Below are 26,691 nucleotides of genomic sequence, written 5' to 3'. Positions count from 1 at the left end.
TGGCAGGAAGTCTGCCATGCCCCATAATTGTACACTATTTTATAGCTTTTTTCAGGGATTCTCCCATGAGCTTGATATTACTCATCCAGTCTTTCGCCAGGGGATCCAAAGGAACTACCTGGGCCCCTAGACTGTCTGCTACTGTTTTGGCTGCGGTGGTCGGAAATTGGGCCTGAACAAAAATAACTTTTACCTGCTCTGCTGTCGCTGCTTCGATAATCTGAGCTAAAGTTTTTGCGCTTGGTTCTTTGCCGCCGGTTTCTATGGCTTCCTGCTGGATACCAAACTCATCAAAGAAATAACCGAATGAAGGATGGAATACAAAGACCTTGGTGCCCTTAAGCGGTGCCAGATCCTGGTCAAGCTCATTAAAAACACGATCAATTTCTTTTATAAGCTCTTCGTAACGGGATTCATAGAGATCCCTATGTTCTGGCAGGACTTTAATCAGGGTGTCCCGGACATGGCGGGAAAAAATCTTGGCATTTTCCCTCCCAAGCCAGGTATGAAGATCCCGTTCCATTTCGTGGTGTTCTTCAGTTGGATCATCGGTTTCGGCTTCGTCTTCATGATGGTGTGCTTCTATCTGGCGGAACTGGACCCCATCGGTACCATCTATCAAAAGTAGCGATGGATACAGGGATGCAATTTTGGGTTTTAGGTTCACCTCGAAGTCCGTATTAGAATAAATCCATGCGGAGGCTTTGGAAAGGTCTTCCATCTGTTTCGGGCTTGGCTCGTAGGTATGGGGGCTCTGTCCAGGGCCTACCAGCACGAGGCTTTGGATGCTGTCTCCGCCAATACGCTCAAGAAAATAACTGTGGGGTAGGATGCTTATGGCGATGATAGGTTTTGTCTTGACGGTTTCTGTTTTACGTCCTGTTTTTGGGGCACAGCCTAAAATAATTACTAACGTGATGATGGCCGTTAGCAGTACGAGAGAGGTGTGTTTCATAATATCCTCCTGCAAATGATTTGCAATATTGCAGGTAGAATATACTGCGCGTAGGTGAAAAATGCAAGCGGTTTGCAAAAAATAACCCTTGTCACCGGAGATCAGAATTTGCTTCGGTTCCAAGGGCTAAAGGTGACGGTTCTTTTTAGTATACTCTATTACTGATAAAGAACACTCTGTACTTCGGGTGTGTCAAGGTTTGATTTATCAGCCCAGAGATAACCAGAGTCTACACGTTTTGGTGGGGTTTCGCCTTTCAGGGCTCGTACTGCCCATTCTACGGTCTTATATCCCATGAGAACTGGGTTTTGTTGGACCGCACCGAGCATTAATCCACTGCGGATAGCATCGATCTGGAGTTTTCCCGAATCATAACCAATAACGACGAGTTTTCCTTCCATCTTTAATTCTTTTACTGCATTAATGATACCGATGGCTGACCCTTCATTTGCTCCAAAGTAGCCTTTAAGGTCAGGATTCCCGTTAATAACAGCCTTGGCAATTTCAGTTGATTTTAAATGATCTCCACCACCATATTGGGGTTCCAAAACCTGGATATTTGGATATTTTTCTTTCATACGCTTTAAGAATCCATCCCGTCGATCAATACCGGTTCGGCTGGTTTGGTCATGAACAATAATTGCGACTTTTCCTTTATACCCGATCGCTTCTGCCATCTTATCTGCTGCTACACCTGCAGCTACAATATTATCGGTAGATACAGTAGTGAGAGGAATATCAGAATCTACACCAGAGTCAAAGGCTATGATTGGGATCTTCTTTGCTTGAGCTTGTTGAAGCAGTGGAATGGCTGCCTTGCTGTCAAGAGCGGCAATCCCAAGTGCCTTGGGATTCTTTCCTAAAGCAGCTTGAAGCATTTCAATTTGTTTATCTACCTGTGATTCCGTTTCAGGTCCTTCAAAGGTAATATCCACATTCAAGTCCTTGGCAGCATTTTCTGCCCCTTTTTTTACTGCCTGCCAGAACTGATGCTGGAAGCCCTTAGATATTAAGGGGATATAGGTTTTTCCGCTGGATGTGTTTTTTTCCCCCTGACCTGAAGCAAATGCTCCTGTCACTACCATGCTGACACAAAGTGCCAATAAGAACAGCTTTTTCATGTGTTTCTCCTTCCTTTTGGTTTTGTCCTTGAAAGGGCTCGGTCGACGACCAAAGTTTCCCTGTTAGGACATTTCGTTGTATATCCATAACCAGCCAGTGTTTGGTGGTTAGAAATACCTATTTAACTTTGCGTCGAAGAATATCGAGATAGACCGCGCCTATAACAATGAGCCCTGTTACAACCATCTGCCATTCCTGTGGAACCGACAGAATTCGAAGTCCATTGGTAAGGACCGTGATGATAAAAGCTCCAATGACTGTTCCAAGGATTCCTCCTTCGCCACCAGAGAGGGAAGTTCCACCAATAACTGCTGCAGCGATCGCATCTAGCTCATAGCCTGCTCCAAGAGCTGGCTGGGCTGACTGAAGGCGGCTTGCCATAACAATACCTGCTACACCTGCAAAGGCTCCGCCTAAAGAATAGATCCCAATCTTCCATGCATCAGTGTTAATACCTGAAAGACGGGTCGCTTCTTCATTACTGCCAATAGCATAGGTGAAGCGACCTAAAATCGTTTTTGAAAGGATGAATGCTGCAATGAGTGCCATGGTAAAAAATATGATGACCCCAAGGGGTATGCCTAAAATAGGTTTTGCTGCAATGAGCCCAAAGACCGGTTTATCAACAAAATAAATCGGTTTGGTACCAGAGAGAACAAGGTTTAAGCCTTTGGTAATCATCATCATGCCCAAAGTAGCAATAAAAGGTGGAATTTTTAATTTTGCAATCGAGACTCCATTAATAAAACCACAGAACGCTCCCGCCAAAATTCCTGCAAAAATCCCGAGAGGTATTGGTAATCCCCACATGGTTATAAAAACGCCAGTTACTACTGAACCAAAGGTCATCACTGTTCCAATTGAAAGATCAATACCGCCGGTAATAATGATGAACGTGATTCCTACTGCAAGAATGCCATTAACCGATGTTGCTAAGAGTATGCCAATAAGATTATTGAATTCAAAAAAATATGGTGAAGCAAAACTAAAAATGAGCATAAGTAATATCAGGCTGGCAAAAGCTAGTAGTGTCTGAGTTGTTTTAGAATTAAGTCTTTTTTTCGTTAGTTCTTTAGTGGACATGATGTTGTTCCTCCGTAGTTTCCGTTAGTTCCGCATGGTTGCGTAATACATAATTTTTTCCTGGGTACATTCTGCTGCAGGTAGTATTCCTGTAACCTTACCCTCACACATTACTAGTACCCGATGGCTCATTCTGAGTATTTCTGGTAATTCAGATGAAATCATGATGATTGATTTTCCTTCATCAGCAAGTTCATTAAGAAGTTTGTATATTTCACTTTTCGCGCCTACATCGATACCTCTGGTTGGTTCATCAAAGATGAGAATGTCACAGTCTCGTGCAAGCCATTTACTAATTACAACCTTTTGTTGATTTCCACCTGACAGATTTTTGGTAATTTGGTATATGCTTGGGGTTTTTGTTTTTAGCCGTTCCACAAACTGTTGTGCAATGTTTTTTGTTTTTTTTGTATCTACGGTACCAATTGGAGTGATAAACTTTTCTAGAGAAGCCATGACGGTATTAGTTTCAACACTTAGATTAAGCGCGAGTCCATACTGTTTTCTGTCTTCCGATAAATAACCAAGTCCATGTTTTACCGCATCCTTAGGATGACGGATATCAACCTTTTTACCTTTGATATAAATTTCGCCTGAATCCTTTGGATCGGCTCCAAATATAGCGCGGGCTGTTTCAGTTCTGCCTGCTCCAAGCAGACCCGCAAAGCCTAATATCTCTCCTTTATGTAATTTAAAAGAAACATCCTGGACCTTATTGCCCTGGTTTAGTTTCTTAACTTCAAGAACAACTTCATTTTGAGTTGTATCTCCATGAGAATGGACCGTTTCGTATACTTCACGTCCAACCATTTGAGATATTATTTGTTCAATTGTAATATCTTTAATTGGGGTTGTTGCAATATAATGGCCGTCCCTCATCACCGTTACCCGGTCACAGATTTGTTTAATTTCTTCCATACGGTGAGTAATATAGACGATCCCCTTACCTTGTTCTTTTAAATGACGGATAACCTTGAACAAATCCTCAATTTCGGAATCACTTAATGCAGAGGTAGGTTCATCCATAATTAAAACATTCATGTTGTATGAAAGGGCTTTCGCAATTTCGACCATCTGCTGTTTTGCGACAGTAAGCTCTGCAATTTTAACCCGAGGATCTAGATCTAAATGAATCATTTCAAAGAGTTGTTTAGTTTTTTCATTAATAGTCTTTTCATCGACAAGAAAAGGAATTTTTTGAGAATGTTCACGCCCGATAAAGATGTTTTGCGCTGCAGTGAGATGTTTCATTAAATTTAATTCTTGATGAATAATACTAATACCATGAGTTTGAGCTTGTTTTGTATTATGAAACTCTACCTGCTGCCCCTGTATATAAATAGTTCCATTATCTTTTTTATATACCCCAGAAAGTATTTTCATCAGGGTCGATTTTCCTGCACCGTTTTCACCTACCAGTGCGTGGATTTCGCCACTATGTAATTCAAATTGACAATTTGAAAGAGCATGAACACCGGGGAAACTTTTTTCAATTCCTTCCATACGAACCAGAACTGTATTCATTACAATGCACCTCAATAACATCATGAACCGAGGATACTGATTCGTACATTCAATATTCTATGGTCTATGGTTAAAATTCTACTCAATAAAAGGGAATAATAACTTTTGGTTTTCTGGTAAATACATATTATCAGGTATTATAAGAACTGAGCCGGTATCTATAAATTTAGGCAGCTTCTTTTTATGTACTGCATCGATTGCTGCTTTTACTGCAAGATAACCCATATTAAAGGGTTTTTGAATGACCGTAGCCTGCACAACACCACGTTCTAAATATTTAACTTCTTGTAAAGAATTATCAAATCCAAATAGCTTAACTTTCCCTGTCATTCCTGTTTCTTCAATCGCCTGAGCTGCTCCGATTACAGATACTTCATTCATAGCCAATATTGCTGTGATATCAGGATGGGTATTAATTAAATCCATCGTAATTGAATAAGCCTTTTCCTGAAAATTATTGGTAAACCATGTACCAAGAATAGGATTTTTACCCTCTGCTTCTAAAATTTTACGAACACCCTGTTCTCGTTCAATTGCTGTTGTTGCACCAGGCACATGATTAATAATTGCAACAGGTTTTCCTGGTGAGATCTGACTAATAGCATATTGTGTCAATTTTTGAGCAGCTTCTATATTATTGGTTGCTACAAAGGTCACTGGTATATCGCTATTTACTCCTGAGTCTAGGGTAACAACAGGTATGTCAAGATCTTTAGCTTGTTGTACAAGAGGTACAAGTTTATTTAAATCTGTTGCAGAAAGAATCAGTACTCGAGGATGCCCGCTTATAATGTTCTTTGTTATCTCGATTTGCCCTTCAATATCACTTTCGAGCCATGGCCCAGTAATTTCTAGGCTAACTCCATTTTCTGCAGCTGCGACCTGCATTCCATTTTTAACAACCTGCCAAAATTCCATATTGGTGTCTATGGTTTTTAAAACAACTGGAATAATTAATTGGTTTTGTGGAGAAGGATTCCCAGTAAAGAATAGAATGATCATGCTACCAAGTAATAAAATGAGTAGTAATATTGTTGGAGCTAAATAGGTGGTTATATGTTTCATTCCTCTAATGCTCCTTCTATTGCTGGCAAATGTATTCGGACTGTTGTCCCCATATCCTCTATACTTTCATATACAAGACCATAATCAGGTCCGAAATAGAGTTTGATCCGTTCATCAACATTATGGACGCCGAGGCCGCTATGTAATAAACTAGAATCCGAGGGTAAAACCTCTTTATTTCCCTTAATACGTTCCTGCAATAGTCGCATTGTTTCTTCATTCATACCGACTCCATCATCTTCAACATAAAGTTCAATCCCTGTTTGTGTTTTTCTTCCTCCAATAATAATAAGACCAGTACCTTCCTTGTTTTTTATCCCATGATATATCGCATTTTCAACCAAGGGTTGTAGAATTATTTTAACAGTTTTGTATGGTTTAAGATCCTCTGGGATTTCGATTCGATAGTCTAATTTATCTTTATAACGTATTTTTTGAATGGTAAGATAATTACGAACGTGTTCAACCTCAGAACCGATATCAATTATTTCTTTACCCTTACTGATGCTAAGTCTGAAGAGCCGAGCTAGAGCAGAACTCATAGCAATTACTTCCTGTTGTTTGCCCCCTTCGGCCATCCAAATAATTGAATCGAGCGTATTATAAAGAAAGTGGGGATTAATTTGCATTTGAAGTGCTTTGAGTTCACTTTTACGTTTTAATTCCTGTTGTTCTGTAATACTCTGTAGCAGTTTCGAAATTTCAGCTACCATAATATTAAAATCTCGTCCCAACTCGCCGATTTCATTTGTGCTTTGAATATCTGCCCGTACGCTAAAATTGCCTAGCTCAACCTGACGCATTGAATTTCGTAACTGACGTATAGGTCTCGAAATCTGTTGTGCTATGAATAAGGATAGTACAATTGAGATTGAAAAAAAAGTTAATCCCCAGAAGAAATAGGTTTGACGAATTTTGTCACGGTTTTCAACCAGCTCATTACGATAATTGACCCCAACTACCTTCCAACCTATTACAGGCATGGTCTCAATACTGTAAAATTTATCATCTTCTACATTATCAGCAGCGATATAATTTTGTGAACTATGAATAATTTGATTGATATTTTCTTTTTTTAAATTTCCATAGATTAATTGCTGTTGTGGATGATATACAATCTCACCATTTTTATCGATAATAAATACATATCCGCGTTTGCCAAGCTGTATAGAACTGCAAATTTGATTGATCACATCATAATTTAAATCAACAAGCAGCACTCCTATTTTTTCGTTTGTACTGGTTTTATAAATAAGCCGAGAAAGAGAAATAACCCAGCGGTATCGATTTAAGATTATATTTTGTACATGGCTAGATGAAATAATACTATTCCCTTGAGCTTGTATCGCAGCTGTAAACCATGATTGCATGGAAGGTGGTCTAAATGGATTTTGAATGAAGGTGGGATCATGGAAAAGTGAATCACCGTAGAAATTAAAAATTGCGACTAGAGAGATGTCTTTACGACTTCGGATAAATGTTTTTAGTACTTCTTGAGCTCTTTGTGCTGCCTTGATTTTATTTTCTAAATGTGAAGCTAATAAATATTCTTGGATATCTTTATCTGATTGTACAAAGGTAGAAATTCCAATCATATAATCAATGTATGCAGAAATATTATTTGAAATTTGTCGGATTAGTTGCTTCGTATATTGTTGGGAAGAAAGGCGGGCTGTTTCTTCTGTAACAGAAAAAGAAATTAGTATTGCAGCAACGATAATAGAAACAGAAACGAGGGAAAAAGCAATTGCCATTGTTACCTGTATACTATGAAAACGTTTATTCATATTCACTCCGAAATTCACTTGGACTTTTTCCGGTAATTTTCTTAAAGGATATACTAAAATAATGAGCATCCTGATAGCCAACCATTTCAGCAATCTCGGATGTTTTCAAGTATGTAGTTCTTAACAGCTCTTTAGCTTTATTGATTCTAGTTTCTGTGAGCAATTCAAGGAAGGTTTTTCCTGTATAATTTTTAATAATTGCGCTAAAATAGCTTGTGCTGATATAGAGATCTTTACATAAATTTTGAATGGATAGTTCGGCATTTGAATAATTTTGTTGTATATATGCTAAAGCTTCCATGACTTTTAGCTCAGCAAAGTTTTTTTGTCGTGAACGGATAATAGCAATACAACTTTCTGCTACTGCACTGCAACATGACCGTAATTCATCTAAGGTCTTTATTCGACTTAGTTCAAGAAAAGGATTAGATCCCTTAATAAACAGTTCTTGTTCGTTTATATCCAATTCATTAAAGGTAATAACCATTACAGCTGCAAGCCGTTCAATTAAAACTTGATATTGCTCCAAAGAAAAATTATTATTTTTTAAATATACAATCATACCATCTATGGCTTCATATACCTTAGCCATGTTAGCTGTTTTTATTGCATTTCCGATTTGATGAGGCCAATCTGGATTAATGTTTTTATAAACATTTTCAGTTCTTCCTAATTCTTTATAAGTGATAATCCCCTGTTTCCCATGAAGCTGTCCAATTTGTAATGCCTGTACAGTATCCTGAAAAGCTTTCGGAAGAACATGAAGATCTGTTACGACTTCACCAACAGCGATGCCGAAAGGAGGTAATTGAAGTGTCAATAGTTGACTATATATCTGTTCCGCCAGCTTTAGATCTTCTTGATATAAAAGTAATTTTCCTATTCCCCAAATAAGAAGCACAAGCCTGTTTTTATCATCACTGAAAATTTCCCAACCAGTAATGATACTTTGGTTTATACAGTTTTCTAGATGATGTCTGATTACATTTTTTACTCGAAGTACATCAATATCAAACGCTTCTCCGCCATGATGTCGTATAAAATCTAGAACAATCGAATGAAATGCTTCAGTATGCGATTCGATTGAGAGTCCAAGATACTTACATCGTTCAAATAATTCGTCATCAGAAATTATTCCTGTTATTAATTGGTTTAAAAATCGTTCTTTAATTAAAGGCAAATTTTCAGCAAGTTGTAGTTTTAATCGTTTAATATCCTGTTCTTCTGCCCGTTCCATATCGAGCATTTCTTTGAGTCTGCGGAGGATGTCTTTAAATTCACTAGGTGTAATTGGTTTTACAATATAATCATGAACCTGAAGTTGTAATGCTTTTCGGGCATATTCAAAATCATCATACCCAGAAATAATAAGAACCTTAGTTCCAGGTGAGCGTTGAAGAACAAGCTCACTTAAAACAAGCCCATCCATAAAGGGCATATTGATATCTGTTATGAGGACATCTGGCGGGTTGAGTTCAATATACTCAAGGGCTTCTTTGCCATTTGAGAATGCTCCCTTGAAAGCAAAGCCAAGTTTTTCCCAGGGAATGGTATCTCTGATACCCTCTCTGATTTCTGATTCATCATCAACAATTACAAAAGTATAAAGATAATCGTTCATTGCCTCCTATTGTACGACACTTTTTATTTCCAGACAAACCAAATAAATAGACTGGCCACACCTGTAGTGAGAAGAGTATAGGGAAGCCCGATTTTAAGCCAGTCTTTGAAGTACATAGGATAACCCTGTTTCTTAAGAATGCCGACAGAAACCACGTTGGCAGAAGCCCCAAAGGGTGTCAGATTCCCTCCCATACAAGAACCAATTAAAAGAGCAAACATATAGAGTTCAGGTTTTAATGAGAGGCCGGAAGCCAGGGCTTTTGAAACGGGAAGCATGACCACAATATAGGGAACATTATCAACAAAGCCAGAAATCAATATTGAAACTGCAATAATTACGATGAACCCAAGAAGAATGTTTGAACCAATGTATCCCTGTAAAAAACCTGCGAAAGCTTCCAGGAGTCCTGCTTTAGTAACAGCACCAACTACAATAAATATACCGATGAGGAAGAGAACCGTGTCCCAATCGAGTTCCTTTACCATTTGTAAGGTTACTTCCCTGCTTTCATGACGGACTAAGCGATACCAGATAATGCCTATAAGGGCTAAAGCAACAACGATAAGACCTGCGGTCAGGGATACCCCGGAATGCAACCATGAAGCGAGGGCAAGGCCGGTGATCATGAGAATAAGCAGTATGGTGGGAAAATAGGACTTAATCTCTTCCCGTTCAATGTCTACCTTGCCTGTGCCTGCTTTTTTAAAGTACCCGTAAAAGAAAAGAGCCCCTGCCAGCATACCAATCTGGACAGCAAAGAAAATAGAGGGTTTCCCCTGGTATACAAAGAAGTCGTTGAATCCGTATTTGGCAAAGTCAGCGAAGATCATCGAAGGCGGGTCCCCTACAAGGGTCGCGGTCCCCTGCAGGTTAGCCATCACAGCTAAACCAACCATAAAATAGGTGGGATCCATTTTTAACTTTTTGCTCAATGCTAAGGCTATTGGTGCCATAACCAGGACTGTTGCTACGTTTTCCACAAAGGCAGAAATAATACCGGTCATCATGAGAATGGCTACTATGGCAATACCTACATTGGGAGATCGATCAATAATTTCATCGGCGATGCGGGCGGGCATTCGGGAATAGATAAAGAGCTCTGCAATGACAAGGCTTCCTACGAAAATCATGAGAATATTCCAGTTCACCATTGTTATAATAGCTTCCTGAAATCCGACCACTCTCAGAAGCATCATGATAATCGCTGTTCCCAATGTTATATAGGCTTTAATATTCGGAAACAGGATGATGAGTGCATACATGAGTACAGTAAGTGCCAGAACAATCCATTGCATCGATGTATTCTCCTTTTATAATTGCAAAGCCCTATTCGGTTTTTTGTTTATCCCATTTGTGCGGTTATTATATAACCATACAGGTAGTCTAAGACCCCTTGTGTAGCAATAGGTGTGGCCAAAAAAAAGACCTTTCGCGTAGACCCTTGTTCCCTTTAAGAATAAGGATACAACGCGAAAGGTCTTGTTTCTCCAGAAAAACCGGAGCCGCGGAACCAGACAGGTCGAAGGATCCCTCTCGAACCCCACACGCTGCCGGTTGTTGGTTGCCGCGAGAGTAACTACTCCCCTTTCAACAAGTATAGGATATCCATTTTATCTTTTTTAGTCAAGCATGACAACAAAATACAATATAGTAATCGAATCTCGAATCGGCTATTTCGGAGGGGCTAAGATCTTTGCTACCCTATTCTATTAAATCGGCCAGAGACCAGCTCCTGATCGCAGGAGAACAATATCGTCACTGGTAAAGTCGAGCACCGTAGAATACAGTCGTGGAAGTTCCTCCCCTGTATCCAGAATCAAATCGAGGCCGGGGATATCTTCAAGCTCCCAGCCGCCTTCAAAAAGATCTTCCTCAGGGATAGGTGGCAGGGCAGGAGACCCTGTTTCCTGTTCAGTTACTGCCACTGGAAGTTGTTTGTCTCCCCGTTGCCAGATGCCCTCTGATGCTATTCCCTGCATAGACCGCTTCGCGGTAATAGAGTACATGGGCTCTCCAAGTTCTTGAATCACCCGTGCAGGAACAGGATGGGCGGGAATTCTTATGCCAATTTCTTTTCTCCGGATATCTAGGGCCTTTTCTGTTCCGAGGAGTGTTTTAAGAACAAACACATAAGGGCCAGGGGTCAGCCGTTTAATAAGACGAAATTGGCTGTTACTAAGAGAACAATAGTCGCCAATCTGAGAAATACTGTTGCATAGCAACGTAAAATGCCGCTCATCCCGTTCACCTGAAAGGCGGCGTAATGTTTTAATTCCTTTTTTTGATGAAAGGGCACAGGCTATGGTCCAGCTGGTATCGGTTGGAATGGCGATAAGGCCTCCATCCGACAGCAGCTGAATTGTACGATGTACTATACGGTCATCAATATTTTTCGGTGCAATGTAGGAAATCATAATGATGACAGTATATCATAACTATTCACCTACACGAATATCTTGCCATGCCTGATTATAGAGCTCCAGTGTATCACCCAAGTCATCTTTCAGTTCTACATTGGTTAGATCCTCAGCCTTGTAATAGGGAGTAACCTTCTGCAGGGAACGGGCGGGAATGTTTGCGGTAGCAGGGAAACCGAAGGTATCGCAAAATTCAGCATAGATTTCAGGCCGATGGATAAAGTCTATAAACTTAAGGGCCAGGTCGTAGTTTTTGGAATCCTTGAGGATACACATACTGTCGATATAGGCTGGACCACCTTCTTTCGGAATGAAGAAGGCAACATCCTTTTTCTGGTCTTCCTGAATTTCCGCATACACCACTTCAGCATAGCCTTGGACAACCCAGAATTCACCGGCAGCAAAGCCCTTACCAAAGGCTTCGGCATCAAACTTGACCAGATTGGGTTTCCACTCATTGTTGATTAGATCCCGGGCCTTCTTAATCTGTTCTGGATCTTTTGTGTTTACCGAATAGCCCATATACGCCAGGGCATCACCCATAACTTCCCGCATATCGTCGAGCATGGTCATTTTACCCTTCAGATCCTTGCGGCTGAAAATAGACCAGCTCTTTTCAAAGTTAGGCACCTTAGCGGTATTTACGGCAATGCCGGCGGCACCGAAATAGTAGGGAACGCTGTAGTCCATCTCGGGGTCATAGGTCGCCTTTTTTAAGACAAGCGGGTCGATATTGCTCAGGTTCTGAAGTTTGCTTTTATCAACCTTGGCGAGCATCCCCTCCTTCTTCATGATGGAAACATAGTCCCCTGATGGGAATACGATGTCATATCCGGTGCCGCCGGCCTTAAGCTTGGCGAACATTTCCTCGTTTGATGCGAAAGAGTCATACACCACTTTTACATTGAATTCTTTTTCGAATTTTTCAATGACCGAATCGGGGGTATAGTAGGTCCAATTATAAATGTAGAGTTTCTTGCTTCCCCCATCGCTTGCTTTGGTGCTCTCGGATTTTGAGCACCCTGATACCACAAGCCCAGAGATCAGGGCTGCCGCCAGTACAGACCAGTGAAATTTCTTCATGTTACTGCTCTCCTGTAAAAATAGAATTTTCGCTGGAAACTCCGAATCCAGCCATCCGCTCCAGCTTCGGGATATCTGGATTCCGGCCTTAGGTGCTCACCGGATACACGGTCACCCATACTCCCGGTATCAGGGTACCAGGAAGGGCGCCCCTGTCAGAAGTCCCTGCTCTACCTGTAATGGCAGAGCATGGTAACCAACTGAGCACCTCTCATAACTAACAGCGTTATGTAAGGTGCCCTCTATTTTGCAGCTATATATTTTAAGAAATTTCGCAGTGAGAAGGCCAATACCATTGTTCCTAGAATCATGATTACCGAAAGGGCATTAATAACCGGGGATACACCAAAACGAATTGCTGAATAGACATAGAGGGGCAGGGTCGTCGATCCGGGGCCAGACACAAAGAAGGTGATAACAAAGTCTTCCAGCGAAAGGGTGATAGCGGTGAGGAAGCCCGATACGATACCAGGCATACTCATGGGGACAATGACCTTAAGCAGGGTCTGCCGTTCATTTGCCCCCAGGTCATGGGCTGCTTCGATTATTGAGTAGTCAAATTCATCGAGTCGGGCCATGACCATCAGGTATACAAAGGGCAGGTTAAAGGTGGTATGGGCGATATAGATGGTAAAAAGCCCCAGTTTAAGTCCCACACCGGCAAAGAATACCAGAAGGGACACGCCGATAATAATTTCCGGCAGGATCATCGGAAGGAAGGTGATACCCTGGATGTATTTTTTTAATTTAAATTCATACCAGTTTACCCCAATAGCACCGAGGGTCCCGATAACCGTTGCTGTCGCTGCAGATGCAAAGGCTATGATGGCACTGTTACCAAAGGCCCTCCAGAGATCCTGGGAATTAAAGAAGAGCTTTTCGTACCAGACCAGGGAAAAACCGGTCCATCCCATACCCTTGGAGGCATTAAAGGAGTACAGGATAAGTACAAAGAGCGGAAGAAAGAGGAACCCAATGGTGGCTATAAACATGGTTTGGGAAAACGAAAACTGTTTACGGTAAGCCCGGCGTGCATGTCGAGATGCTTCTCCAGTAGGCGTTCCTTTTCGGAAAGCAATAATACCGCTCATTTTGCACCTCCTGTAGCAGTTCCAGTTCCTGCAGGAATCCCTGCAGCTGAATCTATTTCCTCCATGGTAGTAATACTGCCTGATAGTTCGTTCTCTTTTTGCCGCTGGGCTTCTCGTTTTTGTAAGGCCATCATGATCATGACTCCCGCGGTGGTAACGACGGTTATGACCATTGAAATTGATGAAGCTAGAGGCCAGTTCCTGGTTTTGGTTAATTGGTCTGCAATTACATTCCCCAGCATATAGGAATCTTTACCACCTATAAGGAGAGGTACCGCATAGGCCCCGAAAATGGGGATAAAGGTAAATAGAACAGCTGTAAAGAGACCACTGCGGATGTTCGGAAGCAACACCTTAGTCATGGACTGGAACTTGGTTGCTCCCAGGTCCCGGGCTGCCTCGAGCAGAGAAAAATCGAATTTATCAATTGTAGAAAAGAGGGGCAGTATGGCATAGGGCAGATACATATATACAAGAACCAGAATTACCGCTTCCTGGTTATAGAGGAATTGTATATAGTCTTTTACCAAGCCTATACGCTGCAGTAATTCATTCAGAAACCCATTATTCCCCAAAATGGCAATCCATGCGTAGACTCGGATAAGAAAATTGGTCCAAAAGGGAATAATAACCAAAAGAAGCAAAATTGTCTGGTTTTTGCTTTTTGCCATGAAATAGCCGCACGGCAAAGCGATCAGGATGGTGAGTATGGTTGCCACAATGGAGGTTAACAAGGTCCGAATGGTAATGGTAACAAAATTCGGATTTGCCAGAGCATGATAGGCAGCGAGGGAAAACTCATATTCTACACCACCATACAGCCCCTTTTTCATAAAGCTGTAAGCAACAATGATGATAAGCGGAGCTGCAAAAAAGAGGGTAAACCAGAGCGCTATTGGCCCTGCATACAGGGGGCCATAATTCCGTTTGGAAAGGGCCGGTTTCACGATTGTTTTACCTCGACTATGTAGCCATCATCGGCACTCCAGGAAATATACACCGAATCTTTCCAGATGATATCAGGCCCTTCATCGGAATAATTAGAATGCTGCTTCATTACCTTAAGAACGGCATGTTCGGAAATGCGGACATAAAATTTGGTCTGGAAGCCTGAATAAATAGGTTCGTCCACAATGCCTTCAAAAAGATTGATATCATTCCGCTTCAGACTTGGCTTTTCTGTCGAAATGGCAATTTTTTCTGGCCGGATGGTAAAACTCACCTTCATCCCCGGGGCTACCGTATCGACGGTGGTAACCTTAATGCGTCCCAGTTCGGGAATATCCAGGGTAACCATGGTTTCGTTTGGGGCGGCCTTTGGATGTTCTACCGGTTCTACAGAAACTACGGTGCCATCGAAGAGGTTTGTTTCGCCGATGAATCGGGCCACGAAGTCTGTGGCAGGGCTTTCATAAATTTCGTGGGGTGTTCCAACCTGCAGAACATCACCCTGACACATAACCGCTAGACGATCCGATACAGACAAGGCTTCCTGCTGATCGTGGGTAACATAGATAAAGGTTATACCGATTTTATCGTGAATTTTATCCAGCTCGATAAGCATATGCTGCCGAAGCTTTGCATCCAGGGCTGAAAGAGGCTCATCAAGCAGCAGTACCGAAGGCTCATTGATCAGTGCTCTTGCTATAGCAACCCGCTGTTTTTGACCACCTGAAAGCTGGCTAGGTTTTTTATGGGCATGGTTTTCCAGCTCTACAAGCTTCAAGTAATCCATGACTTTATATTTAATTTCCCTGTTTGGGACCTTCTTTATCCGCAATGGGAAGGCTACATTTTCGAATATGGAAAGATGAGGGAACAGGGCATAATTCTGGAAAACCGTGTTCGCGTGCCGCATATTCGGTGGAAGCGGGAGTACATCGACTCCGTCAAAGGTTACCAAACCTGTATCGGGGGTTTCGAACCCCGCGATAATCCGCAACAGGGTTGTCTTTCCGCAACCCGATGGACCCAGGAGAGAAAAGAACTCTCCTTTTTTTATAGTAAGACTTACGTCTTTGAGGGCTTTAAAGTCACCAAAGGACTTGGAAACCCCTTCAATATTGACATCGCTCCCTTTCAATTATGGTCCTTCAACCTCCTCTGACCCTTACTTGAGTCTACAAAACCGATTTGCCCGCGGAACCCCGGATTCGCTTCGGTCGAATGAAAATACATGCAAACAATGCGGTTTTTGCTAGATATTGTCAATCCTTTCCAGCGAATATTTCGCTTGTTTTTTATTTGATATTATGGAGATAATAAAAAAAAGCTCGACTTTTCATCTCTTGTCTGATACACTAGCAACAATGCATCATGATGGTAGACTTCATTCCAGCGCCCGCATATGTAAAAAGCCGTGAAGGTACATATATCGGCTGTAACCAGGTGTTTCTTAACCTTCTCAAACGCACCAAAGATGATATCATTGGTAAAAACGATTATGACCTCTTTCCTCGTTCTATAGCTGATACATTGCTGCATCTTGATAGTGAACTGCTTAAGAAAGGTACAAACCAGCAAGCCAATATTAGGCTCGTTTCTGCTGATGGCACCTTTATCTGGGTTAAATTACAACACCACTTGCAAAAACTGGAAGAAACCGGAGAACCCTGCATCGTAGCGGTCGTTGTCGATTTTACCGAAGAAATAAAGCAGGAGCAACGGCGTTCTGAGACTCTGGTAACCGCAGCAGCCGCAGAAATGGCTATTCAGACCATCGAAGGAATGCTCGATCCGGTAATCATATTAAATGAACAGGGAATGGTGGAACGGGTAAACAAGGGCTATATTGATGTGGTAGGGCCAGCAAAAGAAATTATAGGTAAGCAGGTATCATGTCTCTTTCAAGATATTGATGAACATAACACTGCCCACTTACTAGTTCGTTGTAAACAGGAAGGCCGGATACGGAATCTGGAAGCCAGGTTGATTGCCCAAGAAGGCAAAATACTTCCCGTATTGGTGAATATTTCCCGACTTAAGGATTCTCAACAAGCTATTAATGGTTTTGTTGTGGCAATCCGAGATGTTTCTTCGCTAGTTGCCGCCAGTGAACAATTGAGAGAAAAACAGCGAAAACTGGATGCCCTTTTAAATGCCGCTGACGATGCGGTATTGCTTTTAGATCGGCAGGGCACCATTAAATCGGGCAACCGTGCCCTCTCTGAAAGATACCAAGATAAACTAGAACATCTGATTGGTCATCATTACACCGATTTTTCAGACCCAATAATTCGGGAAGAACAACACTTTTTTATTGATGAAATATGTGTGCAGGGTAAACCTCGTCGCATTGAATTTGAACAGAATGGACGGGTGTATTATAACTCGGGGTACCCTATCTTTAATGATGCAGGGCAGGTTGAAGAGATTGCAATCTTCTCATACGATATAACAGAGCGGAAACGGGGAGAACAGTTACAGCGGGCCCTGTACAGTATTTCTGAAGCCGCATATTTTGCTAAAGATGTTGCCAGTTTATTTTCCATTGTGCACAGAATCTTAAGCAAACTCGTTTCTATCGACAATTTAATCATTATGTTGCGGGATACTTCTACAGGATACCTTGAGTGTCCCTATTATCAGGTTTCAGATACAACAACCACAGCTGATGAAGCCATAGAACGGGCTTTTCATACTGGTCTAGTGGATTATCTTTTACAAAAAGGAAAAGCTATCCTTCTGAACCATACTGAATTGCAGAAAATATTGGATAGTAAAGATTTACCCCGTCCTGACTGTTTGCCGCTGCAATGGCTTGGGGTGCCCCTTATGAATGGTGAAGGTCTTACGATTGGAGCCCTGGTTACCCATCATTATCAGCATGATAAGGAGTATGGAGAAGAGGACCGGAAAATTCTGAACTTTGTTTCTTCTCAAATAGCTATGGCCATAGAGCGGAAGCTTAATGAGGACGAACTGCGCCAAAAAAATAACCAGCTGCAACTCTTAACCGATGGTATTATTCTGTCATTGGTCAGATCGGTAGAAATACGGGATCCCTATACGGCAGGTCATCAGCAGCGGGTATCCTTGTTAGCCAGTGAGATTGGAAGGAAATTAGGTCTTCGGGAAGACCGAATAACAGCTGTTAAAATCGCTGCTCTGCTCCATGATGTGGGGAAAATTGCAGTTCCTACCGAACTGCTCGCAAAACCGGGAAAACTTTCAGAAATTGAAATGAGTCTCATCCGTCAGCATCCGGTAGAATCTTACAACATTCTCAGGAATATTCAATTTTCCTATCCAATTGCCCAATATGTGCTTGAGCATCATGAAAAATTTGATGGCTCTGGATATCCCGCGGGTCTTAAAGCCGATGCAATCAGTTTAGAAGGACGCATCATCTGCGTGGCCGATGTGGTGGATGCCATCTCTTCCCATCGTCCATACCGGCCGTCCCGAGGAATTGAGCAGGCCCTGTTTGAAATAAAGGAGTATGCAGGTACTTTATATGACCCCGATGTGGTCAATGCCTGTCTGCAATTGTTCAAGGAAGGCTTTAGTTTTGAGCACTTAGAATTGGATCTAGATATGCAAGCCAGTATATTATCATAATTAAAGTAGTTTCTTGGTTAATCTTATCATATTGGCAAATTTGTATTAGATATATTTTAAATCTGTGTATGTTTACTAATGAAAAGGGATATTTAAATCCCTATAGACCTGTTGTTTCTGTTAACATTTTATGATTATGATCAATTCGATTTGTATTTAAAGGGTATGTAAAAAGAAAGAATTTAATTTACGAAAACATGTAGTAAAATATCTATTATATATAGATATTTAGTTATCTTAATGTGAAAAAGGACTGTCGATGAGTATTTGGATGATGTTACATACACTGGTGATTTGGCCTATACGAGCTATTGTGGAAATTCTTTTTGTTGTTTTTCAGGTTGTTTTTGATTATAAACCAGGTATCTCAATAGTATTTATTAGTTTGATAATCAATACGATATTACTTCCCATATATAAAGTGGCAGATCGGTGGCAACAGGAAGATCGTCAGATACGTGATCGGATGAAAAAGAAACTTGCGGATATCAAAGCCGTGTTCAAAGGTGATGAACGTCAGATGATGGTGAACACTTATTATCGTCAGATGGGTTATTCACCTTTTAATGCACTTAAGGCTAGTACAGGACTTTTATTACAGATACCTTTCTTTATCGGTGCCTATGAATTTCTTAGTCATACAAAGTCTTTGCAAGGATATTCGTTTTTATTTTTAGCTAATTTAGGTGAACCTGATGGTCTATTGGGTTTTAATTTGTTGCCAATTATTATGACAATAATTAATATATTGTCATCACTGGTCTATACTCGAGGGGCGCCACTTCGGGAACGAATGCAACTTATTGTTATGGCAGGAATATTTCTAGTTCTGCTCTATAATTCCCCATCAGGACTGGTATTGTATTGGACGTTAAATAACCTTTTCTCGCTGGGTAAGAATTTAGCAAATAGGTATCTTAAAAAACCTATTTTGGCTTTATACTGGACGATCACGTTATTCTCACTTATTGTGGCTATAGGCTTACTTGTAGGATTAGCTTCACTCAAGCCTTACTATCGTTATACTCTTGTAGCATTTTTTCTTGCAGTACCGTTTATACCTCTTTTATGGTCTCGAATTATGGATTTCATCGATCGATCAATTCAAAATGTACCACTAGATCGGGGCCTTTACTATGGATCTTGGCTTATCCTTTTTGTTTTAATAGGTCTTTTTATTCCTGCTCAAACAATAGCTTCCTCACCTACTGAGTTTGAGAACCCCTGGTCGTTTATACTGAGGACTGCTTTACAAGGCTTTTCTGCATGTATCCTTTTACCTGGTTTTATATGGTCTTTTTCAGATTCAAGACATAAACGAGTTCTTTCGGTCCTTTCCGCTTTTTCTGCCATTTTAGCTTTAATTTCGTTCTTTATATTGAGTGGTAATTATGGAACTATGACAAGGGGTTTTGTATTTGATAATCCTCATTTGCTTAAAACAAACTTTCCACTTTGGGTTACCATTCTTGCTGTTGTTATCACAATCGTCTTATGCATTTTTCTGTTAAATTATAAAAAACTCCGTTTCTTTAAGATTTTTTTGGGTGCAGCCTCAATAGCAGTTTTGCTCAGTACTTCAGTTGAATTATTTGCGATGAATCAAGATTTACATGAGGTTTCCCAAACAACATCATCGATAAAAACGAATCAGGAGACTATATTCCATATTGCTCGTGATAAAAATAATACCTTTATCATTTTCCTCGATCGGGCGATAGGAGTTGCTTTTAATCATGCACTTGCATTATTACCAGATACCATCTCTGAATTTGAGGGCTTTGTTTGGTATCCTAAGACTATTTCCTTTGGAGATTGTACGATCCTTGGTGTGCCTTCGATTTTTGGTGGATACGATTATACCCCTTGGAATATAAATAAACGAACAGAGAAACCTCTGGTAGACAAGATTAATGAATCATTAACTTTATTACCGCGGTTGTACAGTGATTTGGGGTGGCGTGTTGCTATAACCGATCCGAGCCTCGCTGGTCTTAAATGGGTACCAGATATATCGATTTTTAATGGGATCCCTAATGTTACTGCTCGTAATATAAAGGGGCTTTATGCAAAACGGTTTTTAGAGGAACATGCATATCCACCTGAACCGATCACTGAGACTTTTGATTATGATATATTATTCCGTTTTTCATTGTTCCGTGTTGTTCCGCCGGCTTTACGTTACATGATCTACTATAATGGTGGCTGGTGGAGAGATGGAAGATCTAATAGCTTTGAAAGATCTTTGGCAGTTTTTCCCAATTTATATTATCTAAAAGATCTATGTGCCATAGATAATGGTCCTCCTTCTTTAAATATTTTCATGAATGAATCTACACATGAATATGGCGCATTTACCACAGATTATATGCCTTCACGGGATCCTGTTCTTTATGGAAAAGCTGATCTCGAGCGTTTTGGTTCTCAGGGAGATGCTGCATACGCCTATGCATTTCTTGCTTCAATACGAGCTCTAGGAAACTGGATTCGGTACCTTAAAGCAGAGGGCGTCTATGATAACTCTTTGATAATTATTGTGGCAGATCACGGAGGTCGATTTCATAATACGTTATTTGAAATTCCTTCTCTAGAGCGATACAACCCCCTATTTTTAGTGAAGGAGCGAGGTGCTCGGGGAACATTACGAATGAGTGATGAGTTTATGACTATTGCAGAAGTTCCTTTTATATTATCAAAAATAGACCCAATTGATTCGAAAAATCCTTTCACAGGTAATAATCTACACCGTTATACTCATGAACCTTTACGAATATATGAAGCCCCAGGTAGTCAGAACCGCCATGGACCAATTGGTTTTACCTTAACATCATCCCGTGCTTACCTTGGCGGTGATATCTATAGTGCTCGTTCTTGGGGGAATATAGAGAAATGATACGTCTGACTTATCTATGTGTGTTGTTTTTATTGGTCATTTCACCGGTCTTTGGATATATAGATCCAGGTACTGGGAGTATGCTTTTTTCTTTTCTAACTGGTTTAGCGGTTACACTGTATTTCTTTTTAAAAAATTGCTTATTACGATTAAAAAATCTTTCTATTCGTACAAATAAAGCAATTATTGGAGAAAAACCAACCTTTGTTTTTTATTCTGAAGGTGGGCGTTATTGGAATGTATTTAAACCAATTGTAGAAGAGTTCCATCGCCGTGGTATTACATGTTCCTACTTTACTTCCGATCTGGCTGATCCTGGATTACAATTCCAATCTAACTATATACAAGTACGATTTATTGGTGAAGGGAATAAAGCCTATCATACCCTTAATTTTCTTGAGGCCGATATATGCATAACCACAACTCCTGGCTTGGATGTATTACAATTTAAACGTTCCCCTGGTGTTAAGCACTATATACATATCCTTCATGCCGTGACAGATGCTACCCTTTATCGCCTTTTTGGTTTAGATTATTATGATTCAGTGTTTCTTACAGGTCCATATCAAATTAAAGACTTAAGAACCCTTGAACGCTTAAGGGGTACAAAGCCTAAACGTCTTGAAGTTGTGGGCTGTACCTATTTAGATGAATTGGCATTAATTGCGAAATCTATTGTTGCAAGTCCGCCTCTAGAGACGACTACTAAAACAGTTCTAGTAGCACCCTCTTGGGGTGAAAATGGTATGCTAAGACGTTTTGGTATGAAGTTATTACGTCCTTTAGCTGAATCTGGATACCACGTAATTATACGACCCCATCCGCAAAGCTTTATATCTGAACTACCGACTATTAATAAGCTGAAAAAGGAGTTGGCCCATTATTCATCAGTTGAATGGAATGAAGACAGGGAAAATATATACGTTCTTTCCCGTGCTGATATTCTTATTTCAGATTTTTCTGGTGTTATTTTTGACTATCTTTTTCTTTTTGGTAGACCAGTTGTTTATGCGGATTTTAATTTCGATTTACGTCCCTATGACGCTGCCGATGTAGATTTGGAGCCATGGACCTTCCGCACCCTTCGGGCCATAGCTCACCCTTTAAAGGAAGAAGAATTTTTCAAAATAGGGTCTTATTTAAATTCTTTAGAAGAAAATAAAGATCGAAATTTGGCTCTTGCAAAAGCTCGAGAAGAAGCCTATGCCAATCCTGGTTTTGCAGGTGTATATGCTACTGATCAGCTATTAAAAATACACAGCGAATTATAATAGGGTACCTCTAAAAAGGCTGACCGAGTTTTTAGAGGTGCCTATAAGCAAACAGGATTGCTATTTTAAATGAGGAGCTTTACTTAGAGCCTCTTTGCGCAATATGAGGAAACTCGGGATCGCCAGGAGCTCCGCTACCAGGGCCAGTACGATAACATAGATAATTCCTAGGTCATAGAGGAGACCCATCAGACTGCTCGATACAAAAAGCGCCAATCCATAGGCCGTATTAAAGATTCCGTAGCCGGTGCCCCGTTTTTTAATCGGTGTAATGTCGGCGATGGCGCTTTTCATGATGGTTTCGTGGGTTCCCATGACTACACCCCACAGGATTGCCGCAAGTACAGCGGCTCCCTTGGAGGGTAGGGCAAAACCTACCAAGGGTATGAGGAGGGAAACCACAGGAATTATGGCGAGGGTCATGAGCCCACCATGCTCTGAGTCTTTCTGTTTCTTAAAATGATCATACAGAAGGCCAATAGCAACAGCAATAAGTCCGTCTACACCCATGGCGATGGCATAAAAGAGGGCAATTTCAGCTCCTGAAAGTATTCCCTTGGCCGCATAGTGATAGGAAAGAATGGGCCACCCAACAAAGCCCAGGGTGGTGATAAAACTGAAGGCCGTATACAACCAGAAGGTTTTGCTTAAAACGTCACCTTCTGCTTTTTTAGGAACAATAGCTTCAAGGGCTTCTGGATTGGGAACCCTGATAAACGCATAGAGTAGGCTCAGCATAAGGATGATGAAGGGAATCCACAACCATGCATATCCAGCTTGGTACGAAGCCAGATCAGTTCCCTTTCTGCTAAATGCAAAGACTGCGGTGAAGACAAGGGGCCCTAACAGAGCACCAAGTTGATCCATAGCCTCATGAAGCCCAAATCCAAAGCCCGTACCTACGTGTTTGGTGGCGGTAGAAAGGATCGTATCCTTTGCTGGTGCCCGCAGGGCTTTACCGAATCGTTCCAGTACCATGAAGAGGGCCGCTACCTGCCAAACACCGGTTAGTGCGAGCAGGGGTACAGAGGCGAGAAGTGAATAACCAAGAATAGCAAAAAACCAGTAGGCCTTGGTCTTATCCGCAAAATAGCCAGAGGCCAGGCGGACAATATACCCTAAAAATTCTCCTATCCCTGCGATAAGCCCCACCAGGGCTGCGCTGGCTCCCAAGGTTTTAAGATACGGTCCGTTTACTGCCCGGGCTCCTTCGTACATGATGTCTCCAAAGAGACTTACAATCCCGAAAATAATGATGATTTCGATAGCGAGCTTCTTACCCGTCTGTTCAGAGGTAAATCTTCCCATACAGTACTCCTTGTGTTGTATCGAAATCTGGTATCGTTTTTCGATATCGGATTTTCATTAAAAGATAAGGTTTTTAATTTTCTATGACAATAGGGAAGGTTTACGGTTTAACTGCCTGCACTTTCATAGGCTCTGAGTCCCCGGTTCCAGAGCAGGCGCCCCAGTATAATCAGGGCTGTTCCTGCCAGGACCGTACCCCCAAGGGAAAAGAGGGGTGCCTCTCCGGTGAGCAGCCAGGCCGCAGGATAAAAAGCGGTAAACGCAAAGGGTATCATATAGGTGATGATAGTCTTTACCAGCATGTTATAGATGGTCACCGGATATTTTGCAAAGTCGCTTGTCATGTAGACCATATGCAAGAGGCTTCCCGATTGTTTAGTCCACAGCGCAACAGCAGCAAAAATAATCTTTAAGCCTGTATATATGAGGGTTCCAAAGACCACCGCCACCATAAAGCCTGCGACTTTAAGGGGGGTGAACACCAGGGCCAGTCGGTTTGATGCAATAATAACCAGTATAATGCCGGTAATGAGTTCTCCCAGAGCGTCTACTTCGAAGCCTTCCATCAGAACATGGTGCAAGCTGTCTATGGGTCTGGTCAGGTATTTATCAAATTCACCCCGCCGAATCAGAAAATAGGCGACTTTCCAGAGGTTGTCCGCGTAAAAATGGTCAATACCCCGGGGTATCAGTGAGAAACCGTAGATAAAAACTATCTGGTCCACGGTCCATCCTTCTAATTGGGGAATGTTGTTAAAGATAATATAGATGAATATCAGGTTAAAAAGCTGGCCGAGAAAAAATGCCAAAGCTCCTGTTAGAAAATCTGCCCGATATTCCAGGATCCGCTTAAAAAACTGCGTAGTAAATATCCAGTAGAGACGAAAAAAACGCCGAATTTTTTGTTTCATTTTAACCACCCTGTATGGTAAGGTGCCGTTCAGTCAATTTCCAGATCAAGCTGGATAATCCATAGAGGAGGAGCACCCAAAGAATCTGGGTCCCCAGGGCCGAAAGGATCATCAATCCTTGATATTTTCCGGTGTAAATCATGACCGGGGTGTAACGCATGGACGCAAAGGGGAGCACCGTTAAGGCCCGCTGTATGGCCATAGGAAGCAGTCCCAGGGGTACCATGCCGCCGGAAAGAAAATTTAAAACGCCGAATTTAAGCATGTTTATTCCCCAGAGATTTTTAAAAATAAAGGCTAAATAGCCAAAACAGACATCGAAAAAGAACATCACCAGATAACTCAAGGTGACACTCACCAAATAGAGTGCAAAGGTTGCAAGGGAAAACTCAATCTGACCCGATTGGGAAAATCGGAACCATTCCAGACCAAAAAAAACGGGTATGGCGACCAGGATTATGATAATCAGTTTCTGCCCCAGTTCGGTAAAAAGAATGCTCAGATTAAAGCTTACCGGCTTAATGAGCCTCATGGATATACTGCCCTGGACGATCTCTTCCCCGACCACATAGGACGCATCGGTGTCCGCTAAAAATCCAGTGATATTTGCAACAAAAATGTAAATAGTCATGTCCAGAAAGGTAAAACCACCAATGATACCCCCTGGGGTGTGTCGGAATACGGAGCGCCAGAGAAAAAACATAACAAAGGTAAAAAATATTTGCCCGAAAAAGAACCCAAGGAAATTCCATTTGTAGGCAATAGCCGATTGGATCCCCGCACTGGTAAAGGGTGTATAGGCCTTCAGTCTCATAACGCTACCTGCCGTTGGTATACCCGTCGGAGAATTTCTTCAATATCAACATCCTGGACTGAAATGTCCTTAACCTGTACCGCCTGCAATATGATGGCCAGCATCTGGGGCAATGAACAAACTTCCGTATTAAAACGAAGCCGGATCTTGGCCCCCTCCTGCTTAATATCCAAGTCTTCGTGGGGAGGAAAGGGAATACGCTGTACCTGGTCCGCTTCTTCGAGCATAAAGGTAATTTCCCGAATTTTGCCAAAGTTGGTCCGGATTCTATCCAGGTCGCCGTCATAGACGAGCTTCCCCTTATCGATAAGGACAATCCGCTGACAGAGCTGTTCTATATCATTAAGGTCATGGGTGGTAAGAATAATGGTGGTTTTTTCAGTCCTATTGATTTCCCGAATAGCCCTGCGAATACTGTCCTTCACCACAATATCGAGGCCAATGGTCGGTTCATCAAGAAAAAGAACCCGGGGTTTGTGTAGCATGGATGCGGCAATATCGGCCCGCATCCGCTGGCCTAAGGAAAGGGTCCTGACGGGGCTCGACAAGATGGGGCCCAGTTCAAGCACATGGTCTAGAAACTCCAACCGCTGTTTATATTCTGCGGAAGGAATATCATATATTTCCTTAAGTACTGTATAGGTTTCGGTTAGGGGCAGGTCCCACCAGAGCTGGGTTCGCTGGCCGAAAACAACACCAATTTCCCGTACATAGCGTTTCCGTTCCTTTTGGGGAATGTATCCGTTGATTCGGCACCAGCCGTCGGTGGGACTTAAAATACCGGTGAGCATTTTGATGACCGTCGATTTTCCTGCCCCATTGGGGCCGATGAAGCCAAGGATTTCCCCCTCAGCAACTTGAAAACTGACATCATCCACTGCGCGGACCAGTTCTTTTTGGGGGGCAAAAAGACTTTTCAGACTGCCCCCAACACCCTTTTCTTTAACAATTTTTGTAAAATGCTTTACCAGGTGATGTACTTCGATCATAGAATATAAGCATACCCTTAACGGTTAAATAAATACAGTACCATCCGCAGGATGAACCATGAATGATCCTGATCGGCCGATGTTTGGGTCTGGTTCTCTTGTTTGGATTCCCGAACCCAATCCTGACCCTGTTTTAAATACAGGTCGTTTGCTTTATGCATCTCAATCATATCACACTCCTTATGTGTTATGAG

The 26,691-nt window shown here is 41.6% G+C and carries 21 protein-coding genes; 3 read left to right on the top strand and 18 right to left on the bottom strand.

The window, feature by feature from the left end:
* Positions 1 to 34: 34 nt before the first annotated feature.
* The 13 genes from SPICA_RS10905 to SPICA_RS10845 all read right to left on the bottom strand — a co-directional run bounded on the left by SPICA_RS10905 (position 35) and on the right by SPICA_RS10845 (position 15,834).
* Positions 35 to 955, bottom strand: coding sequence for a metal ABC transporter solute-binding protein, Zn/Mn family (locus SPICA_RS10905; protein ID WP_013969563.1), 921 nt, complete (start codon positions 953 to 955; stop codon positions 35 to 37).
* Between the two features lie 158 nt (positions 956 to 1,113).
* Complete coding sequence (locus SPICA_RS10900) at positions 1,114 to 2,076, bottom strand: ABC transporter substrate-binding protein (RefSeq protein WP_013969562.1); 963 nt, start codon at positions 2,074 to 2,076, stop codon at positions 1,114 to 1,116.
* Between the two features lie 118 nt (positions 2,077 to 2,194).
* Complete coding sequence (locus SPICA_RS10895; RefSeq protein ID WP_013969561.1) at positions 2,195 to 3,160, bottom strand: ABC transporter permease; 966 nt, start codon at positions 3,158 to 3,160, stop codon at positions 2,195 to 2,197.
* A 24-nt stretch (positions 3,161 to 3,184) separates the two neighbouring features.
* The gene (locus tag SPICA_RS10890) at positions 3,185 to 4,684 is read right to left on the bottom strand and encodes a sugar ABC transporter ATP-binding protein (protein ID WP_013969560.1); all 1,500 of its coding nucleotides are present in this window, start codon (positions 4,682 to 4,684) and stop codon (positions 3,185 to 3,187) included.
* A 78-nt stretch (positions 4,685 to 4,762) separates the two neighbouring features.
* The gene (locus SPICA_RS10885; RefSeq protein ID WP_013969559.1) at positions 4,763 to 5,749 is read right to left on the bottom strand and encodes a substrate-binding domain-containing protein; all 987 of its coding nucleotides are present in this window, start codon (positions 5,747 to 5,749) and stop codon (positions 4,763 to 4,765) included.
* Entirely contained in the window at positions 5,746 to 7,536 is a 1,791-nt protein-coding gene (locus SPICA_RS10880; protein WP_013969558.1) for a cache domain-containing sensor histidine kinase, read from the bottom strand. The genes SPICA_RS10885 and SPICA_RS10880 overlap by 4 nt, the downstream gene beginning before the upstream one ends.
* Entirely contained in the window at positions 7,529 to 9,157 is a 1,629-nt protein-coding gene (locus SPICA_RS10875; protein WP_013969557.1) for a response regulator, read from the bottom strand. Before SPICA_RS10875 ends, SPICA_RS10880 begins: the two co-directional genes overlap by 8 nt.
* 23 nt (positions 9,158 to 9,180) lie before the next feature.
* Positions 9,181 to 10,455 (bottom strand): ArsB/NhaD family transporter, encoded by a 1,275-nt coding sequence (locus tag SPICA_RS10870; RefSeq protein WP_013969556.1) that lies wholly within the window; start codon positions 10,453 to 10,455, stop codon positions 9,181 to 9,183.
* A gap of 414 nt (positions 10,456 to 10,869) precedes the next feature.
* The gene (locus tag SPICA_RS10865; RefSeq protein WP_013969555.1) at positions 10,870 to 11,574 is read right to left on the bottom strand and encodes an L-threonylcarbamoyladenylate synthase; all 705 of its coding nucleotides are present in this window, start codon (positions 11,572 to 11,574) and stop codon (positions 10,870 to 10,872) included.
* A 21-nt stretch (positions 11,575 to 11,595) separates the two neighbouring features.
* The gene (locus tag SPICA_RS10860; protein ID WP_013969554.1) at positions 11,596 to 12,660 is read right to left on the bottom strand and encodes an extracellular solute-binding protein; all 1,065 of its coding nucleotides are present in this window, start codon (positions 12,658 to 12,660) and stop codon (positions 11,596 to 11,598) included.
* A gap of 242 nt (positions 12,661 to 12,902) precedes the next feature.
* A complete protein-coding gene (locus SPICA_RS10855; protein WP_013969553.1) occupies positions 12,903 to 13,751 on the bottom strand; it encodes an ABC transporter permease in 849 nt (282 codons plus the stop codon).
* Entirely contained in the window at positions 13,748 to 14,698 is a 951-nt protein-coding gene (locus SPICA_RS10850) for an ABC transporter permease (RefSeq protein ID WP_013969552.1), read from the bottom strand. The genes SPICA_RS10855 and SPICA_RS10850 overlap by 4 nt, the downstream gene beginning before the upstream one ends.
* On the bottom strand, positions 14,695 to 15,834 hold the full coding sequence (locus tag SPICA_RS10845; protein WP_013969551.1) for an ABC transporter ATP-binding protein: 1,140 nt from the start codon (positions 15,832 to 15,834) through the stop codon (positions 14,695 to 14,697). Before SPICA_RS10845 ends, SPICA_RS10850 begins: the two co-directional genes overlap by 4 nt.
* Positions 15,835 to 16,067: 233 nt before the next feature.
* Here SPICA_RS10845 and SPICA_RS14960 point away from each other — a divergent pair, with 233 nt between their 5' ends.
* The 3 genes from SPICA_RS14960 to SPICA_RS10830 all read left to right on the top strand — a co-directional run bounded on the left by SPICA_RS14960 (position 16,068) and on the right by SPICA_RS10830 (position 22,475).
* Positions 16,068 to 18,311, top strand: coding sequence for an HD domain-containing phosphohydrolase (locus tag SPICA_RS14960; protein ID WP_013969550.1), 2,244 nt, complete (start codon positions 16,068 to 16,070; stop codon positions 18,309 to 18,311).
* Between the two features lie 259 nt (positions 18,312 to 18,570).
* A complete protein-coding gene (locus SPICA_RS10835; protein ID WP_013969549.1) occupies positions 18,571 to 21,204 on the top strand; it encodes a YidC/Oxa1 family membrane protein insertase in 2,634 nt (877 codons plus the stop codon).
* The gene (locus SPICA_RS10830; protein WP_013969548.1) at positions 21,201 to 22,475 is read left to right on the top strand and encodes a CDP-glycerol glycerophosphotransferase family protein; all 1,275 of its coding nucleotides are present in this window, start codon (positions 21,201 to 21,203) and stop codon (positions 22,473 to 22,475) included. Before SPICA_RS10835 ends, SPICA_RS10830 begins: the two co-directional genes overlap by 4 nt.
* 60 nt (positions 22,476 to 22,535) lie before the next feature.
* Here SPICA_RS10830 and SPICA_RS10825 read toward each other — a convergent pair whose 3' ends face one another.
* The 5 genes from SPICA_RS10825 to SPICA_RS15480 all read right to left on the bottom strand — a co-directional run bounded on the left by SPICA_RS10825 (position 22,536) and on the right by SPICA_RS15480 (position 26,667).
* A complete protein-coding gene (locus tag SPICA_RS10825; RefSeq protein WP_013969547.1) occupies positions 22,536 to 23,783 on the bottom strand; it encodes an MFS transporter in 1,248 nt (415 codons plus the stop codon).
* Positions 23,784 to 23,890: 107 nt separating this feature from the next.
* Complete coding sequence (locus SPICA_RS10820) at positions 23,891 to 24,694, bottom strand: ABC transporter permease (protein ID WP_013969546.1); 804 nt, start codon at positions 24,692 to 24,694, stop codon at positions 23,891 to 23,893.
* 1 nt (position 24,695) lies between these two features.
* Positions 24,696 to 25,508 carry an ABC transporter permease gene (locus SPICA_RS10815; protein ID WP_013969545.1) on the bottom strand — a complete coding sequence of 271 codons (813 nt, stop codon included), beginning with the start codon at positions 25,506 to 25,508 and terminating at the stop codon, positions 24,696 to 24,698.
* Positions 25,505 to 26,497, bottom strand: coding sequence for an ABC transporter ATP-binding protein (locus tag SPICA_RS10810; RefSeq protein WP_013969544.1), 993 nt, complete (start codon positions 26,495 to 26,497; stop codon positions 25,505 to 25,507). Before SPICA_RS10810 ends, SPICA_RS10815 begins: the two co-directional genes overlap by 4 nt.
* Positions 26,498 to 26,514: 17 nt before the next feature.
* Positions 26,515 to 26,667, bottom strand: coding sequence for a hypothetical protein (locus tag SPICA_RS15480; RefSeq protein WP_013969543.1), 153 nt, complete (start codon positions 26,665 to 26,667; stop codon positions 26,515 to 26,517).
* Between the last annotated feature and the right edge of the window lie 24 nt (positions 26,668 to 26,691).

The organism is Gracilinema caldarium DSM 7334 (assembly GCF_000219725.1).
In the GTDB taxonomy this organism is placed as follows: Bacteria; Spirochaetota; Spirochaetia; order Treponematales; family Breznakiellaceae; genus Gracilinema; species Gracilinema caldarium.
This window is presented reverse-complemented; position numbering and strand designations above follow the sequence as displayed.

Excerpts from the sequence above, each read along its gene's own strand:
- SPICA_RS10905 (WP_013969563.1), bottom strand. The coding sequence starts at position 955 with ATGAAACACACCTCTCTCGTACTGCTAACGGCCATCATCACGTTAGTA.
- SPICA_RS10900 (WP_013969562.1), bottom strand. The coding sequence starts at position 2,076 with ATGAAAAAGCTGTTCTTATTGGCACTTTGTGTCAGCATGGTAGTGACA.
- SPICA_RS10895 (WP_013969561.1), bottom strand. The coding sequence starts at position 3,160 with ATGTCCACTAAAGAACTAACGAAAAAAAGACTTAATTCTAAAACAACT.
- SPICA_RS10890 (WP_013969560.1), bottom strand. The coding sequence starts at position 4,684 with ATGAATACAGTTCTGGTTCGTATGGAAGGAATTGAAAAAAGTTTCCCC.
- SPICA_RS10885 (WP_013969559.1), bottom strand. The coding sequence starts at position 5,749 with ATGAAACATATAACCACCTATTTAGCTCCAACAATATTACTACTCATT.
- SPICA_RS10880 (WP_013969558.1), bottom strand. The coding sequence starts at position 7,536 with ATGAATAAACGTTTTCATAGTATACAGGTAACAATGGCAATTGCTTTT.
- SPICA_RS10875 (WP_013969557.1), bottom strand. The coding sequence starts at position 9,157 with ATGAACGATTATCTTTATACTTTTGTAATTGTTGATGATGAATCAGAA.
- SPICA_RS10870 (WP_013969556.1), bottom strand. The coding sequence starts at position 10,455 with ATGCAATGGATTGTTCTGGCACTTACTGTACTCATGTATGCACTCATC.
- SPICA_RS10865 (WP_013969555.1), bottom strand. The coding sequence starts at position 11,574 with ATGATTTCCTACATTGCACCGAAAAATATTGATGACCGTATAGTACAT.
- SPICA_RS10860 (WP_013969554.1), bottom strand. The coding sequence starts at position 12,660 with ATGAAGAAATTTCACTGGTCTGTACTGGCGGCAGCCCTGATCTCTGGG.
- SPICA_RS10855 (WP_013969553.1), bottom strand. The coding sequence starts at position 13,751 with ATGAGCGGTATTATTGCTTTCCGAAAAGGAACGCCTACTGGAGAAGCA.
- SPICA_RS14960 (WP_013969550.1), top strand. The coding sequence starts at position 16,068 with ATGATGGTAGACTTCATTCCAGCGCCCGCATATGTAAAAAGCCGTGAA.
- SPICA_RS10835 (WP_013969549.1), top strand. The coding sequence starts at position 18,571 with ATGAGTATTTGGATGATGTTACATACACTGGTGATTTGGCCTATACGA.
- SPICA_RS10830 (WP_013969548.1), top strand. The coding sequence starts at position 21,201 with ATGATACGTCTGACTTATCTATGTGTGTTGTTTTTATTGGTCATTTCA.
- SPICA_RS10825 (WP_013969547.1), bottom strand. The coding sequence starts at position 23,783 with ATGGGAAGATTTACCTCTGAACAGACGGGTAAGAAGCTCGCTATCGAA.
- SPICA_RS10820 (WP_013969546.1), bottom strand. The coding sequence starts at position 24,694 with ATGAAACAAAAAATTCGGCGTTTTTTTCGTCTCTACTGGATATTTACT.
- SPICA_RS10815 (WP_013969545.1), bottom strand. The coding sequence starts at position 25,508 with ATGAGACTGAAGGCCTATACACCCTTTACCAGTGCGGGGATCCAATCG.
- SPICA_RS10810 (WP_013969544.1), bottom strand. The coding sequence starts at position 26,497 with ATGATCGAAGTACATCACCTGGTAAAGCATTTTACAAAAATTGTTAAA.
- SPICA_RS15480 (WP_013969543.1), bottom strand. The coding sequence starts at position 26,667 with ATGATTGAGATGCATAAAGCAAACGACCTGTATTTAAAACAGGGTCAG.